At 74.8% G+C, this 17,016-nt stretch carries 2 protein-coding genes; both read right to left on the reverse strand.

Going from position 1 to position 17,016, the window contains the following annotated elements; all coding sequences use genetic code 11:
* Positions 1-55: 55 nt before the first annotated feature.
* Positions 56-7,294 carry a thioester reductase domain-containing protein gene (locus ACSMXW_RS12615; protein WP_485806178.1) on the reverse strand — a complete coding sequence of 2,413 codons (7,239 nt, stop codon included), beginning with the start codon at positions 7,292-7,294 and terminating at the stop codon, positions 56-58.
* A 29-nt stretch (positions 7,295-7,323) separates the two neighbouring features.
* Positions 7,324-16,968, reverse strand: coding sequence for a type I polyketide synthase (locus ACSMXW_RS12620; RefSeq protein ID WP_485806180.1), 9,645 nt, complete (start codon positions 16,966-16,968; stop codon positions 7,324-7,326).
* Positions 16,969-17,016: the final 48 nt, after the last annotated feature.

A 17,016-nucleotide genomic window follows, 5' to 3' on the forward strand; every position in this document is an offset into this window, starting at 1 on the left:
GTTCCGTTCCGGTGGGCGCGGGCCGCTCCCGGGGTGGGAGCGGCCCGCGAAGGGGTCACGCGGCCGGCGGGCGCTCGAAGTACCCGGCGCGGGTGAAGAAGTCGACGTGCCTGCGGAACAGCGCACGGTCCGCGGGCGGGCAGCTGATGCCGCTGCCGGCCAGCGCCGCCGCCGTCTCCGTGTCGTCGACGGGCGGGTAGAACGAGTCGGGGCGGGCCGCCATCACCTCGAAGGCGTCGAGCAGCGGCAGGAGCGCGTTGTCGGGGTCGCCGGACACCAGGTCGCGCCAGGTGTCCCAGTCGCGCTCGGGCAGCGGGTGCCCGGCGGCCCGCAGTTCGTCGATCATCTCCCCGAGGGTCAGGCCGTCGTGGTTGCACACGTGGAACGTACCCCCGGCAGCGCCGGCCCGGGAGATGTACAGGACGGCCGCGCTGGTGTAGCCGACCGGCATCAGGCGGAAGGTGACGGGGATGTCGCCGGGCACCGCGCCCGCCTGCAGCATGCCCTTCAGGCTGAGCCACACGAAGTCACGGGTCTGGCAGGCGCCCGTCTCCGCGTCGCCCGCGATCAGGTCGATCCGGTAGACGGACACCGGCAGGCCCCTCTCCCGGGCCCGCTCGATGAGCTGCTCGGCCACCCACTTGCTCTGGGTGTAGCCGGTGGGCAGCGTGTCGCCGGGTCCGGTCGGGTCCGTGGTGCGCAGCGGCACCCCGCCGGTGTCCCGGCCCACGTACACGCCCAGCGTGGACACGTAGTGGACGGGCACGGTGCGGTGCCGGGCCGCGAGGCGCAGGATCTCCTCCGTGCCGCCGACGTTGGCCGCCCGTACCGTGGCGTACGGCTGGACCCAGTTGACGGCGGCCCCCACGTGGTACACGGCGTCGACCGTCCGGGCCAGGGTGTCGAAGTGCTCGTCGGCCAGGCCGAGAGCCGGCTCCGCGAGGTCGCCGACGACGACGGTGAGACGGTCCTCGTCGATCTGGTCCCCGATGCCGTACCAGTCCAGGTTGGCGCGGAGCCTCGTGCGGGCGTCCGACTCGTCGCGGCCGCGGACCAGGCAGTGCACCCGTGCCGTGGTCTCGCGCATCAGGTCGCGCAGCAGGTAGGCACCGAGGAAGCCGGTGGCTCCGGTGAGCAGCACCTCGCGCGGGTCCGCGGCGAGGCGGTGCACCTCGTCCGCGGGCACGATGTCGTCGGCGAGGCGGGTCTCGGCGGCGAAGTCCACGGCGGTGCCGTCGGCCGCGCCGTCCGGTGCGCTCCCGCGCAGCCCCGCGACCAGGAATCCGGCGAGGTCCGCCAGGGTGGGGTGGTCGAACACGAGCGTGGTGGGCAGGCGCAGGCCGGTGAGGGCGCCGAGGCGGTTGCGGAACTCCACGCCCGTCAGGGAGTCGAAGCCCATGTCGGAGAAGCGCTGGTCGACGTCGATGGTGCCGGGGTCGCCGTGCCCGAGGACGGCGCCGGCCTCCGCGCGGACCACCTCCAGCACCCGCTCGCGCTGCTCCTCCTCCGGCAGCCCCGCGAGGCCCGCGGTGAACGAGTCCACGGCCGCACCGGAGTTGCGGGCGGCGGGGCGGACGGCCACCCGCAGCAGGGAGCGCAGCACCGCCGGCGCGAGACGGGCCTGCTCGCGCAGCGCGGGGAGCGCGAGGGGCGCGGCGACCACGCCGGCCCGGTCGGAGGCGAGCGCGGCGTCCAGCATCGCGGGCCCCTCGTCGGACGGGATGGGCGGATAGCCGGCGCGGGCGATGCGCTCCATGTCGGCCTCGCTCAACTCGCCGGTCGTGCCGCTCTGCGCCCACAGGCCCCAGGCCACCGAGGTGGCGGCGAGCCCCAGTCCGGCCCGGTACTCGGCGAGGCCGTCCAGGAAGGTGTTGGCGGCGGCGTAACTGGACTGTCCCGCACCGCCGATGGTGCCCGCGAGCGAGGAGAACAGCACGAACGCCGACACGTCCAGGTCGCGGGTCAGCTCGTGCAGGTGCCAGGCCGCGTCGACCTTCGGCCGCAGCACCCCGGCCAGCCGCTCGGGGGTGACGCCGGTGATCAGCCCGTCGTCGATGATGCCCGCCGCGTGGATGACGCCGGACAGCGGCCGGTCGGCCGGGACGGCCGCCAGCACCCCGGCCAGCGCGGCGCGGTCGGCGGCGTCGCAGGCGGCGACGGTGACCCGGGCGCCGAGCGCGGACAGCTCCGCCACCAGTCGGTCGGCGCCGGGCGCGTCGGGGCCGCGGCGGCTGGTGAGCAGCAGGTCCGTCACGCCGTGTTCGGTCACCAGGTGGCGCGCGAAGAGCGCGCCGAGGGTGCCGGTGCCGCCGGTGATCAGCACGGTCCCGCCGGGCCGCCAGCGGCCGGACGGCGTCGCGGCGGGGGCGGTGGGGAGCCTGCGCAGCCGGGGCACCAGCACCCGCCCGGCGCGGACGGCGGCCTGCGGCTCGCCGGAGCGGACGATCGCGTCCAGGGGAACGGGGGCGGGCGGGGCGGCTGGTGTGGACGACGCGGACGGGGTGTCCGGTGCGCCGGGTGCGTTCGGCGCGGCCGACGCGGCCGACGCGGCCGGTGCGTCCTCCGGCAGGTCCACCAGGACGAAGCGGTCCGGGTTCTCGGACTGCGCGGAGCGGATCTGGCCCCACACGGCGGCGGCCGCCGGGTCGGTCACCGGCCGGCCGCCGGCGGCCACCGCGCCCCGGGTGACCAGCACCAGCGGAACCCCGGCCAGCCGCTCGTCGGCGAGCCAGTCCTGGGCCAGCGCGAGGACACGCTGGGTGTGCCGGTGGGCGGCGGCCACGTGATCGGTGCCGTCGGCGGATCCGCTGGGACCGGCGGCCGCGGACACGGCGGGCGAGCCGATGTCGTGGCGGACCGCGTCCACCGGGGTGCCCGCCTCGACCGCCTTGGCGAGTTCGGCGATGTCGCCGTACCCGCCGGTGCCCAGGGCCGCCCAGCGGACGGGGGCTTGCGGCGCGTCGAGGGCGATGGGCGTCCAGTCGGTGTGGAAGACGGCGTCGTGGCTCCTGGCGCGGGCGCGGTCGAGCGCCCCGGTCGCGACCGGGGTGAGGGTGAGGGAGCGGACGGTCGCGACGGGCTGCCCGGTGCGGTCGGTCAGCAGCACCGAGAACGTTCCGTCGCCCGCCCGGACGAGCCGCGCCCGTACGGCCGTGGCGCCCGTGGCGTGCAGCTGCACACCGGCCCACCGGGTCGCGAGCCGGGCCCCGGGGGCGTCGCCGGTGCCGGTGCCCGAGCCGGTGCCGGTGCCGGTGCCCGAGCCGGTCAGCAGGGCCGCCTGCACCGCGCCCTCCAGCAGCGCCGGGTGCAGCCCGTAGTGGGCCGCGTCGCCCGCGGTCTGCTCGTCCAGCGACACCTCGGCGAACACCTCGGTACCGACGCCCTCGGGCCCGGCAGCCACCTGGCCGACCGCCTCGGACCCGGTCGCCGCGGACGCGGTCGCCGCAGAACCGGTCGCCGCAGAACCGGCCACCCCGGACGGTTTCTCCCCGGACGGGTTCTCCCCGTGCCCGTCCGGAGCGGCCGCGGTCCACAGGCCCGTCAGCCCCCGCAGGTGCGGCCCGTACTCCAGGCCCGCGCCGGCCAGTTCCTCGTACCCGGCGGCGGGGTCCACCGCTGTCGCGTGGGCCGGCGGCCACGGGGTGAGCGGCTCGGTGGCGGCGGGGCCACGCAGGCTGAGCCGGCCCGTGGCGTGCTCGGTCCACTCCGCGTCGCTCTCCTCCGGCCTGGCGTGCACGGCGAAGGCGCGCCCGTGCTCACCGGGTGGGCCGACCCTGACCTGCACCTGCACCCCGCCCTGCGCGGGCAGCACCAGCGGCGTCCTGACGTCCAGTTCGTCCACGGTGGTGCAGCCGGTCTCGTCGCCGGCCCGCAGCGCGATGCCGACCAGCGCCGACGGCGGCAGCACCGCGCCGCCCGCGAGGGTGTGGCCGGCCAGCCACGGGTGGGTCCGCAGCGACACCCGGCTGCTGAACAGGGTCTCGTCGGAGCCCGCCACCGCGACCGCGGCACCCAGCAACGGGTGGTCCGTCGCCGCCATGCCGAGCCCCGCGGCGTCCAGCGTCCGGGGGCCCGCGGAGAACCAGAAGCGCTCGTGCTGGAAGGCGTAGGTGGGCAGCGGGACGCGCCGCGCCCCGGAACCGGCGAAGGCGGCGTCCCAGTCGATGGCCACACCGTTCACCTGGAGCTCGGCGAGGGAGGCGAGGAAGCGGCCGGCACCGCCCTCGTCACGGCGGAGCGTGCCGGTGACGACGGGGCCGTCGCCCAGGTTCTCCTGGAGCGAGGAGGTGAGCACCGGGTGCGCGCTGACCTCGGTGAACACCCCGAAGTCCTGGGCGGCCAGGGCCCGTACGGAGCGTGCGAACTCCACCGGCTGCCGCATGTTGGCGTACCAGTAGGCGGCGTCGAGGCGCTCGGTGTCGAGCCAGTCGCCGGTCACCGTCGAGAAGAACGGCACCGAGCCCGCCCGGGGGCGTATCGGGGCGAGCGCGGCCAGCATCTCGTCCCTGACGGCCTCGACCTGAGGTGAGTGGGAGGCGAAGTCGGTGGGGAACCGCTTCGTCCGTGCGCCGTCGGCCGCGCACTCGGCGATGAACTCGCCCAGGGCGTCCCGCTCACCGGCGACGAGCACGGACGTCGGCCCGTTCTCGACCGCGACGCAGAGCCGGCCGTCCCACTTCTCAAGGCGCTCCGCCACCTCGGCGCGCGGCAGCGCGACCGCGCCCATGCCCCCGGTGCCCTGGAGCTTCAGGGCGATCCGGCTGCGCAGCGCCACCACGCGTGCGGCGTCCGCGAGGCTCAGCCCGCCCGCGACGCAGGCCGCGGCGATCTCGCCCTGGGAGTGCCCGACGACCGCGGCGGGCCGGAGCCCGCAGGAGCGCCAGAGCGCGGCGAGGGACACATGGACGGCGAACAGCGCGGGCTGGACGACGTCGAGACGGTCGAGCGAGGGCGCGCCCTCGGCGCCGGACAGCACATCCTCCAGGGACCAGTCCACGTACGGCGCGAGGGCCGCGGCGCACTCGGCGATGCCGGCCGCGAACACCTCGGAGGCGGCCATCAGCTCGGTCGCCATGCCGGCCCACTGGCTGCCCTGGCCGGGGAAGACGAACACCGTTCTGCCGACCTCGCGGGCGGCGCCCCGCACGACGTGCTCCGCGGGCTCGTCCGCGGCCAGGGCGTCGAGCCCCGCGAGGACGTCCGCGCGGTCACCGCCGACGACGACGGCCCGGTGCTCCAGCGCGGCGCGCGTGGTGGCCAGCGAGAAGGAGACGTCCAGGAGGTCGCGGGCGGAGTCGGCCCGCCGGTCGCGGGCGGAGTCGGCCCGCCGGTCGTGGGCGGTGGCGTCCGACGGGGCGTGGGCGGTGGCGTCCGGCCGGTCCTGGGCCGTGGCGTCCGGCCGGTCCTGGGCCGTGGCGTCCGGCCGGTCCTGGGCCGTGGCGTCCGGCCGGTCCTGGGCCGTGGCGTCCGGCCGGTCCTGGGCGGTGGCGTCCGGCCGGTCGTCGGCCTGTCCGTCCGGCCGGTCGTCGGCCTGTCCGTCCGGCCGGTCCCGGGCGGGGCCGTCGTCGGCGCCGGTGCGGAGGTGTGCGGCCAGGCGCGCCGCCTGCGCCGCCAGGGCCTGGGGGGACCGGGCCGACAGGAGCCACGGGAGGGCGGTGGTAGGCAGGGCCGGACGGCCGGGCGCGGCGGCCGTGGTGCCGGTGGGCGCGGCGCCTGCCGCGGGGACGGTGCCCGTGGCGGGCGGCCCGGCGGACCCGGCCGCGTCCTGCGGCGGGGTCTGCGCCGCCCGCTGCGCCGGTGCCTGCGGCGCGTTCTGCGGCGCGTTCTGCGGCGCGTCCGGTGCCGGGGCCCGCGGCGCGTCCTGTGGCGGGGCCTGCTCCAGGATGACGTGGGCGTTGGTGCCGCTCGCCCCGAACGCGGACACCGCGCCGCGCCGGGGCGCTCCCGTCTCGGGCCACGGACGGTTCTCGGTGAGCAGTTCGACGTCGCCCGCCGACCAGTCGACGAGCGGCGTGGGCTCGTCCAGGTGCAGCGTCCTCGGCAGCGTGGCGTGCCGGATGGCCTGCACCATCTTCACCAGGCCGCCGACGCCCGCGGCGGCCTGCGCGTGGCCGATGTTGGACTTCAGCGAGCCGACCAGCAGCGGACGGCCCTCGGGCCGCGCCTGGCCGTAGGTGGCGAGCAGGGCCTGCGCCTCGATGGGGTCGCCGAGCCGGGTGCCGGTGCCGTGCGCCTCCACGGCGTCGACCTCCCCGGCGGTGAGCCCGGCGTCGGCCAGCGCCTGCCGGATGACGCGCTCCTGCGAGGGGCCGTTGGGCGCGGTCAGGCCGTTGGACGCGCCGTCCTGGTTGATGGCGCTGCCGCGGACGACCGCCAGCACCCGGTGGCCGTTGCGCCGCGCGTCGGAGAGCCGCTCCAGGACGAGCAGCCCGGCGCCCTCGGACCAGCCGATGCCGTCGGCGGCCGCGGAGAACGGCTTGCAGCGGCCGTCCACGGCCAGCCCCCGCTGCCGGGAGCCGTCGATGTAGCCGCCGGGGTGTGCGGCGATGTACGAGGCGCCGGCGAGCGCGAGCGTGGACTCGCCGGAGCGCAGCGAGTGCGCGGCCAGGTGCAGCGCCACCAGCGCGGACGAGCAGGCGGTGTCGACGGAGATGGCGGGGCCCTCGAAGCCGAGCACGTAGGAGATCCGCCCGGACGCCATGCTGCTGAGCTTGCTGGTCATCTGGTAGCCCTCGAACTCCTCGGGGCAGTCCAGGTCCAGGTAGCTCTGCTCGACGAGGCCCGCGAAGACGCCGGTGCGGCTGCCCTTGAGGGAGAGCGGGTCGATGCCGGCGTGCTCCAGCGCCTCCCAGGCGGTCTCCAGCAGCACCCGCTGCTGGGGGTCCATCGCGAGCGCCTCGCGGGGCGAGATACCGAAGAAGGCGGCGTCGAAACGGGTGGCGGAGTCCACGAAGCCGGCCTGGCGGATGTAGATGCTGCCGGGCCGTGCCGGGTCCGGGTCGTAGAGGGCGTCCAGGTCCCAGCCGCGGTCGGTGGGGAAGTCGGAGATCTCGTCCCGCCCCTGGACGGCGACCTGCCACAGCTCGTCGGGGCTCGACGCGCCGGGGAACCGGCAGGACATGCCGACGATGGCGACGGGCTCCTGCGCGCTCCCCTCCAGTTCCGCGACGCGCCTGCGGGTCTTCTCCAGGTCGGCGGTGACCCATTTCAGGTACTCGACCAGCTTCTCTTCCTTGGACATGCGCTCCCCGCCGGACTCGTGGCCCCCGCTGGTCCTGTTCTCCCCGCTGGACATGTGCTGCCCGCTCTCCTTCCGGTGAGCCGTCATCGGCCCGACCCGCGGCCGAGCTCGGTGTCGATGAAGTCGAAGATCTCGTCGGCCGACGCGGCGGCGAGCCGGCTCGCCGCGTCCGCGGAGCCGGACCCCGGCCCCTCCTCGGCCCCGGGCGGGGCCAGCCTGTGCAGAATCGTCTGGAGCCGTGCGCCGATCATGGTGCGGTCCAGGTCGGGCGCCTCCTCGGGCAGTTCGGCGACGGTCGCCTCCAGCCAGTCGAGCTGGGCGAGGAGCGGTGGCCGGGCCTGCGTGCCCCCGGGGCCGCCCGGGTCCTGCCCGGCGGCGGCCTCCGCGAGCAGGTACGTGATGAGCGCCGCGGGTGTCGGGTGGTCGAAGACGACCGTGGCGGGCAGCCGCATCCCGGTGGCCGCGCCCAGCCGGTTCCGCAGCTCCACACCGGTGATGGAGTCGAGCCCCGCGTCCTGGAAGGCGTGCCGGAGGCTGACGGCGGAGGGGTCGGCGTGCCCGAGGACGGCGGCCAGCTCCGTGCGGACCAGGTCACGGACGACCTGGTGCCGCGCGTCGTCGTCCAGGCCCGCCAACCGCCGCGCCAGGGAGCCGGCGCCGTCCGCCGGGCCCGGGTCCGCCTCCGCCCGGTCGAGCACGGGCCGGTGCGCGGTCCGCGCCGGGGCGTCGGCACCGCCGCCCGCCGCGACGAACTCCTTCTCGGGAACGTCCCGGTAGGTCACGGAGTCCACGGTGGCGACCGGCCGGCCGCGGTCGTCGGTCAGCCGGAGCGCGATGGTGCGCTCACCGGTCCCGGTCAGCACGGCCCGCACCGCGGTGGCGCCGGTGGCGTGCAGCCGTACGCCGCGCCAGGCCGCGGGCACGGCCACGGTCCCCGCGGCCGCGTCGAACGGGTGGCCGAGGAGCACGGCGTCCAGCAGCGCCGGGTGCAGCCCGAACAGGCCCACCTGCTCGGCGAGTTCGGCGGGCAGCCGCACCTCGCGGACGGTGCCGTCCGCAGGGCCGGCGTGCCCGGCCGTGATGTGGTCGTCCCCGGCCGCGGCGTCGTCGTGTCCGGCCATGGCGTCGTCATCCCCGGCCGTGGCGTGGTCGTGCCCGGCCGTCGTGGGGGCGCCGAGAAGGCCCCGTGCGTACTCGGTCCAGGGCGCCTCGCCCTGTGCCGCGCCGGGACGGGCGTGCATGGTGAGGGAGCGCCGCCCTTCGGGGTCCGGCGCGCCCACCCTGACCTGGAGCTGCACCGCCCCCTGCGGGGGCACGACGAGCGGCGCGCTCAGCGACAGTTCCTCCAGCACGGTGGAGCCCACCTCGTCACCGGCCCGTACGGCCGTCTCGACGAGGGCGGCGGCGGACAGGACGACGTTGCCGAGCACGGTGTGCCGCTCCAGCCACGGGTGCGTGCTCGCCGAGACCACCCCGGTGAACACCAGGTCGTCGCTGCCGGCGAGGGGGAGTGCCGCTCCCAGCAGTGGGTGGCCGGTGGGGCTCAGCCCCGGTCCCGCCGCGGTGCCGGCGGTCGGGGTCAGCCAGTAGCTGTCGCGCCGGAAGGCATAGGTGGGCAGGGGGACGCGCCGGGCGCCGGTGGGCGCGTAGAACGCCGCCCAGTCGACCGGCACGCCGCGCGTGTGCAGGAGCGCCAGTGCGTGCAGGAGGGTGCCGGGCTCGGGGCGTTCGCGGCGGAGCAGCGGCACCGCCAGGTGCTCGGTGCCGTCGTCGCCGGGGTCGAGGGTGCCGGCGGCCAGCGCGCTGAGTACGGCGTCGGGGCCGATCTCGACGAAGGTCGTGACACCGTGCCCGGCCAGGGTGCGCAGGGCCTGGGCGTAGTGGACGGGTTCGCGGACGTGGCGGACCCAGTACTCGGCATCCGTCACCTCCGACGGCTCCACGAGAGCACCGGTCAGTGCCGACACCAGCGGAATCACCGGCTCCCGGTACTCCAGCCCCGCCGCCACCTCCCGGAACCCGGCGAGCATCGGCTCCATCAACGGCGAGTGGAACGCATGCGACACCGACAGACGACGCGTACGCCGCCCCCGCTCCGAGAACGCCGCAGCAACCTCCTCCACGACCGACCGCTCTCCGGACACCACAACCGCACGCGGCCCGTTCACCGCCGCGATCCCCACCCCACCACGCCCCACCAACAGGGCGCTCACCTCATCCTCGGCAGCCTCCACCGCCACCATCGCACCACCCGACGGCAACTCCTGCATCAACCCCGCACGAGCAGCCACCAACCGGCACGCATCCTCAAGCGACCACACCCCCGCCACAAACGCAGCCGCCACCTCACCGATCGAATGCCCCCCAACAAAGTCCGGCCGCACCCCCCACGACTCCACAAGCCGGAACAACGCCACCTCAACCGCAAACAACGCAGGCTGAGTGAACCCCGTCTCATCCAGCCCACCCCCCGAAGCGATCACCTCACGCAACGGACGCGACAGCAACGGATCCAACACCGCACACACCGCATCGAACGCCTCCGCGAACACCGGAAACGCCCCATACAACTCCTCACCCATACCCACCCGCTGCGCACCCTGACCGGTGAAGACGAACCCCACCCGGCCACCACGCACCACCTCGCCCGCCACCAGGCCGGCGCCGACGCCCGTGGGCTGCTCGCCCCGGGCCAGCGCCGTGAGACCGGCGAGCAGGTCGTCCCGGGTGGTGCCGAGGACCACGGCGCGGTGGTCCAGAGCGGCACGCGTGGTCGCCAGTGAGTAGCCGACGTCCACCGGGTCCACCGGATCCGCGTCCGGCCGACCGGCCAGGAACTCCGCCAACCGCCCCGCCTGCGCCCGCAGGCCCTCCTCGTCCCGGCCCGACACCGTCCACGGGACGGGGAACGGCTCGTCGGGGATGGGCGTGGCGGTGGGGGCGGGCTCGGGATCGCCCTGCTCGACGATCACATGCGCGTTGGTGCCACTGATCCCGAACGAGGACACACCGGCCCGGCGCGGCCGCCCCACCCCCGACTCCGGCCACTCCCGCGCCTCGGTCAGCAACCGCACCGCACCCGCATCCCAGTCGATGTGCTCCGACGGCTCATCCACATGCAGCGTCCGCGGCAGCACACCATGCCGCATCGCCTCCACCATCTTGATGATCCCGCCCACACCCGCAGCCGCCTGCGCATGACCGATGTTCGACTTCAACGACCCCAACCACAACGGACGATCCTCCGACCGCCCCCGGCCATACGTGGCCAGCAGCGCATTCGCCTCGATCGGATCACCGAGCGTCGTACCGGTGCCGTGTGCCTCGACGGCGTCGATGTCGGTGGGCTGGAGGCGGGCGTTGGCCAGTGCCTGCCGGATGACGCGTTCCTGTGCGGTGCCGTTGGGTGCGGTGAGGCCGTTGGACGCGCCGTCCTGGTTCACCGCGGACCCGCGCAGCACCGCGAGCACCCGGTGACCGTTGCGCCGGGCGTCCGACAGCCGTTCCACGAGCAGCAGGCCCACGCCCTCCGACCAGCCGGTGCCGTCCGCCGACGACGAGAACGACTTGCACCGGCCATCGGGCGCGAGACCCCGCTGCCGCGAGAACTCCACGAACGCCTGGGGGGTGGACATCACGGTGACGCCACCGGCGAGCGCGAGGTCGCACTCGCCCTGCCGCAGCGCCTGCGCCGCCAGGTGCAGGGCGACCAGCGACGACGAGCACGCCGTGTCCACCGTCACCGCCGGACCTTCGAGACCGAGCGTGTAGGAGACGCGTCCCGAGGCGACGCTGCCCGCGCTGCCCCCTGCCCGGTAGCCCTCCAGGTCCTGGGGGACATGGCCGGGGCCCGAGCCGTAGTCGTGGTACATCACACCGGTGAACACGCCGGTGCGGCTGCCGCGCAGGGTGGCGGGCACGACGCCGGCGTTCTCCAGCGTCTCCCAGGCGGTCCGGAGCAGCAGCCGCTGCTGCGGGTCGGTCGCCAGGGCCTCGCGCGGGGACATCCCGAAGAAGCCGGGGTCGAACTCGTCCGCGTCGTACAGGAACCCGCCATGCCGCGCGTACGACGTACCCAGGTGCTCCGGGTCCGGGTCGTACAGCGCCTCCAGGTCCCAACCCCGGTTCGCCGGGAACTCCCCCACCGCGTCCACACCGTCCGCCACCAACCGCCACAGATCATCCGGCGAGGACACACCACCCGGAAAACGGCACGCCATCCCGACGATCGCGATCGGCTCGTCCGACGGACCGGCGACCGCCCGCACGGCCGCCGACGCGGCCTGTTCCCCGGAGATCCGCTCCAGCAGGTGGCCGGTGAGGGCGGCCGGCGACGGGTGGTCGAAGACGAGCGTGGTCGTCAGCCGCAGTCCGGTGGCGGTGCCGAGGCGGTTGCGCAGCTCGACGGCGGTCAGGGAGTCGAAGCCCATGTCCTGGAAGGGCCGCTCGGCGTCGAGAGCGCCCGGCCCGGTGTGCCCGAGGACGTCGGCCACCTGGGTGCGCACCAGTTCTGTCACCGCTCGCTCCCGCTCCTCCGGGGGGAGCGCCGACAGGCGGCGGGCCAGGGGTGTGCCGTCGGCCGGGGCCGGGGCGGCGGACCGCGCGGTGCGCGGGGCCGCGGGCACCAGGCCGCGCATCATCGGCGCGGGGTCACCGGTGCGCAGACCGGCGGTGTCCAGGCCGGTGGCGGCGAGGACGGGCTCGTCGGCGGTCTGCGCCGCGTCGAACAGGCGCATCGCGTCATCGGACGCCAACGGACGCAGACCCAGCCGCGACAACCGCCGCAGATCCGTCTCCCCCAGATGCCCGGAGAGATCGCTGGCCTGTTCCCACAGGCCCCACGCCACCGACACCGCAGGCAACCCCAGCCCACGCCGGTACGCAGCCAACCCGTCCAGGAACGCATTACCCGCCGCATAGTTCGCCTGACCCGCCGTACCCAACAACCCGGCCAACGACGAATACAACACAAACGCCGACAGCTCACCCCCACACGTCAACGCATGCAGATTCCACGCCGCATCCACCTTCGGCCGAAGCACCCGCTCCAACCGCTCCCCCGACAACGCAGACACCACCACGTCATCCACCACCCCCGCCGCATGCACCACCACACGCAACGGAAACTCCTCCGGAACACCCGCCAACACCCCAGCCAGAGCATCCCGATCCGCCACATCACACGCCGCGAACGAGACCTCCACACCCAACCCCGCCAGCTCATCCCGCAGTACCGCCGCCCCCGACGCCTCCGCACCCCGACGACTCACCAACAACAACCGGCGCACCCCATACCGCGCAACGAGATGCCGCACCAGAACCCCACCCAGCGCACCCGTCGCACCCGTCACCAGCACCGTCCCCTCACCCCACGACGGCACCTCACCACCCACAGAAACCGGCACCGGCACCGGCACCGGCGCCAACCGAGGCACCCACAACCGCCCACCACGCACCGCCACCTGCGACTCACCGGACACCACGGCCCGGACCAGCAGATCCGCGGACGCCCTCTCCTCCACATCCACCAGCACAAAGCGACCGGGATGCTCGGTCTGCGCCGACCGGATCAGACCCCACACACCCGCATGAGCCAGATCCGACAGGCCACCCCACGCACCCTCGACACCCGCACCCTCGACGCCCGCACCCTCGACACCCACACCCACCGCGCCACGCGTCACCACCACCAACCGCGCACCGGCGAACCGCTCCTCCGCCAACCACCCCTGCACCAGCGCCAGCAGCTCGCTGAGCGCGGTGTGCGCGGCCAGCGCAACGTCGGTGTCCGCCTGGGCGTCTGCGCCGGCGTCCGAACCGGCGTCGGTGGGCGGCAGCATGGGCACGACCACCGTGGCCGGCGGTTCCTGCGGGAGCGCGGCAAGGCTCGGGACGGCCTGGGCGCCGGGGAGGCCCAGGGTGTCGTCGCCGAGCACGGCCCACGTCGCGTCGGGGCCGGGGCCCGGCGTCCCGGGGCCCTGGAGCTGCGACCAGTCGACCCGCAGCAGCCGGTCGGGCGTGGCGCCGCCGGCGGCGCGCAGTGCGTCCTGCGACAGTGGCCGGAGCGTCAGGGACCCGACGGCGGCCACGGGCGTGCCCGTGTCGTCGGCGACGGTCAGCGACACCGTATCGGGCCCGGTCGGGGCGATCCGGACCCGCAGACCGGTGGCGCCGGTGGCGCTGACGTCCACGTCCGACCAGGCGAACGGCAGTCGGCTGGGCGTGTCCTCGGCCAGGATGCCGGGCAGCAACGGGTGCAGTGCCGCGTCCAGCAGCGCGGGGTGCAGGGCGAAGCCGGACGCCGCCGTGCGCTGGTCCTCCGGCAGGGCCACCTCCGCGTACAGGTTCCCTCCCGCGTCCTGCCACAGCCGCAGGAGCCCTTGGAACGCCGGCCCGTACTGGTAGCCGTCGTCCGCGAGGCGTGGGTAGGCGTCGTCCAGTGGCACTTCCGCCGCCCCGGCCGGCGGCCAGGCCACCAGGTCGTCGGGGAGGTCATGGGCACCGGGGGCGGCGGGCGCGTCGGGGGCCTCGGGTCCCTCGGGGGCCCCGGCCGCCAGCCATCCCGTCGCATGCGCGGTCCACGGCTGTTCGAGGCCGGTGTCCGCCTCGGTGCGTCCGTACACGTCGATCTTGCGGCGGCCGTCCGGCTCCGGTGCGCCGACCACGGCCTGCACCTGCACACCGCCGCGCTCGGGAAGCACCAGCGGCGCGGCGAGGGTCAGCTCGGTCACCCGCGCGCAGCCCAGCTCCTGCCCCGCCCGGACCGCCAGCTCCAGCAGAGCCGTGCCCGGCAGCACCACCACACCGTGCAGCGCGTGGTCCGCCAGCCACGGGTGGGTGGCGAGCGACAGACGGCCGGTGAAGAGGGTGTGGGCGCCGTCGGCCCGCCGCACGGCCGCGCCCAGCAGCGGGTGACCGGTCGGGGTCAGGCCCAGGCCTGCCGCGTCGGTGGCCGGGACGGCCGGGCTCAGCCAGTAGCGGTCGCGCCGGAAGGCATAGGTGGGCAGGTCGATACGGTGTCCGCCGGTTCCGGCGTGGAACGCCGCCCAGTCCACCCGGACGCCCCGGGTGTACAGGTGGGCCAGCGCGGTGAGCAGCGTCCTCGGCTCCGGCTGGGTGGCGCGGAGCGCGGGGACGGCCAGGATCGCGTCCGGGTTCTCGACGGCGTTCGCGGTCATCGCGGTGAGGATGCCGTCCGGGCCCAGTTCCAGCAGGGTGGTGACGCCCTCGGCCGCCAGGGTGCGTACGGCCTGGGCGTAGTGGACGGGTTCGCGGACGTGGCGGACCCAGTACTCGGCATCCGTCACCTCCGACGGCTCCACGAGAGCACCGGTCAGTGCCGACACCAGCGGAATCACCGGCTCCCGGTACTCCAGCCCCGCCGCCACCTCCCGGAACCCGGCGAGCATCGGCTCCATCAACGGCGAGTGGAACGCATGCGACACCGACAGACGACGCGTACGCCGCCCCCGCTCCGAGAACGCCGCAGCAACCTCCTCCACGACCGACCGCTCTCCGGACACCACAACCGCACGCGGCCCGTTCACCGCCGCGATCCCCACCCCACCACGCCCCACCAACAGGGCGCTCACCTCATCCTCGGCAGCCTCCACCGCCACCATCGCACCACCCGACGGCAACTCCTGCATCAACCCCGCACGAGCAGCCACCAACCGGCACGCATCCTCAAGCGACCACACCCCCGCCACAAACGCAGCCGCCACCTCACCGATCGAATGCCCCCCAACAAAGTCCGGCCGCACCCCCCACGACTCCACAAGCCGGAACAACGCCACCTCAACCGCAAACAACGCAGGCTGAGTGAACCCCGTCTCATCCAGCCCACCCCCCGAAGCGATCACCTCACGCAACGGACGCGACAACAACGGATCCAACACCGCACACACCGCATCGAACGCCTCCGCGAACACCGGAAACGCCCCATACAACTCCTCACCCATACCCACCCGCTGCGCACCCTGACCGGTGAAGACGAACCCCACCCGGCCACCACGCACCACACCACCGGCCACCACACCAGAGCCCAGCTCACCCCGGGCCAACCCCGCCAACCCGGCAAGCAGCTCCTCACGAGTGGCACCGACCACCACGGCGCGGTGGTCCAGAGCAGCGCGCGTGGTCGCCAGCGAGAACCCCACGTCCACCGGGTCCACCGGATCCGCGTCCGGCCGACCGGCCAGGAACTCCGCCAACCGCCCCGCCTGCGCCCGCAGACCCTCCTCGTCCCGACCCGACACCGTCCACGCGAGCACGGACGGCCGCCTGACCGGATCCGCCGGTGCCGCGGAGGGCTCCTCGGCCGGGTCGTCGGCCGGTTCCCCGGCCGGCGCCTGTTCCACGATGACGTGGGCGTTGGTGCCGCCGAAGCCGAACGAGGACACACCGGCGCGCCGGGGGGCGCCGGCCTCCGGCCACTCCCGCGCCTCGGTCAGCAACCGCACCGCACCCGCATCCCAGTCGATGTGCTCCGACGGCTCATCGGCATGCAGCGTCCGCGGCAGCACACCGTGCCGCATCGCCTCCACCATCTTGATGATCCCGCCCACACCCGCAGCCGCCTGCGCATGACCGATGTTCGACTTCAACGACCCCAGCCACAACGGACGATCCTCCGACCGCCCCTGCCCGTAGGTGGCCAGCAGGGCATGTGCCTCGATCGGGTCACCCAGGGTGGTGCCGGTGCCGTGGCCCTCCACCGCGTCCACGTCCCCCGGCTGGAGCCCCGCGTTCGCCAGGGCCTGGCGGATCACCCGCTCCTGCGAGGGACCGTTCGGAGCCGTCAGACCGTTCGACGCACCGTCCTGGTTCACCGCCGACCCACGCACCACCGCCAGCACCCGATGACCCCTGCGACGCGCATCCGACAACCGCTCCACCAGCAGCAGCCCCACACCCTCCGACCACCCCGTACCGTCCGCGGCAGCCGAGAACGACTTGCACCGGCCATCCGGCGCGAGACCACGCAGCCGCGAGAACTCGATGAACGCCACGGGGGTGGACATCACGGTGACACCGCCCGCCAGCGCGAGGTCGCACTCGCCGCCGCGCAGCGCCTGCGCCGCCAGGTGCAGGGCGACCAGCGACGACGAGCACGCCGTGTCCACCGTCACCGCCGGACCCTCCAGACCGAACGTGTAGGCCAGGCGCCCGGCGGCGATGCTGCCGGCGCTGCCGCTGAAGAGGTAGCCCTCGAAGCCGTCCGGCGGCAGCAGGGCGCGGGAGCCGTAGTCGCTGTACATCACACCGGTGAACACACCGGTGGAGCTGCCGCGGAGGGTGCCCGGGTCGACGCCGGCCCGTTCGAACGTCTCCCACGCGGTCTGGAGCAGCAGCCGCTGCTGCGGGTCGGCGGCCAGCGCCTCGCGCGGGGACATCCCGAAGAAGCCGGGGTCGAACTCGTCCGCGTCGTACAGGAACCCGCCGCGCCGGGAGTAGGAGGTGCCGGTGCGGTCCGGGTCCGGGTCGTAGAGCGCGTCCAGGTCCCAGCCCCGGTTGCCGGGGAAGTCGCCGACCGCGTCGACACCGTCCGCGACGAGCCGCCACAGGTCCTCCGGCGAGGTCACACCGCCGGGGTAACGGCAGGCCATGCCGACGATCGCGATCGGCTCGTGCTGCTTCTCCTCGGCCTCGTGCAGGCGCCTGCGCGCATCGCGCGCGTCGGCGATGGCCCGCTTGAGATAGTCGCGAAGCTTGTCCTCGTCAGCCACGTGCTCTCAGCTCTCCGGGAAGGGGTTGGCAGGTCGGGTCGATGACAG

The sequence above is a fragment of the Streptomyces sp. DSM 116793 genome (assembly GCF_057320905.1).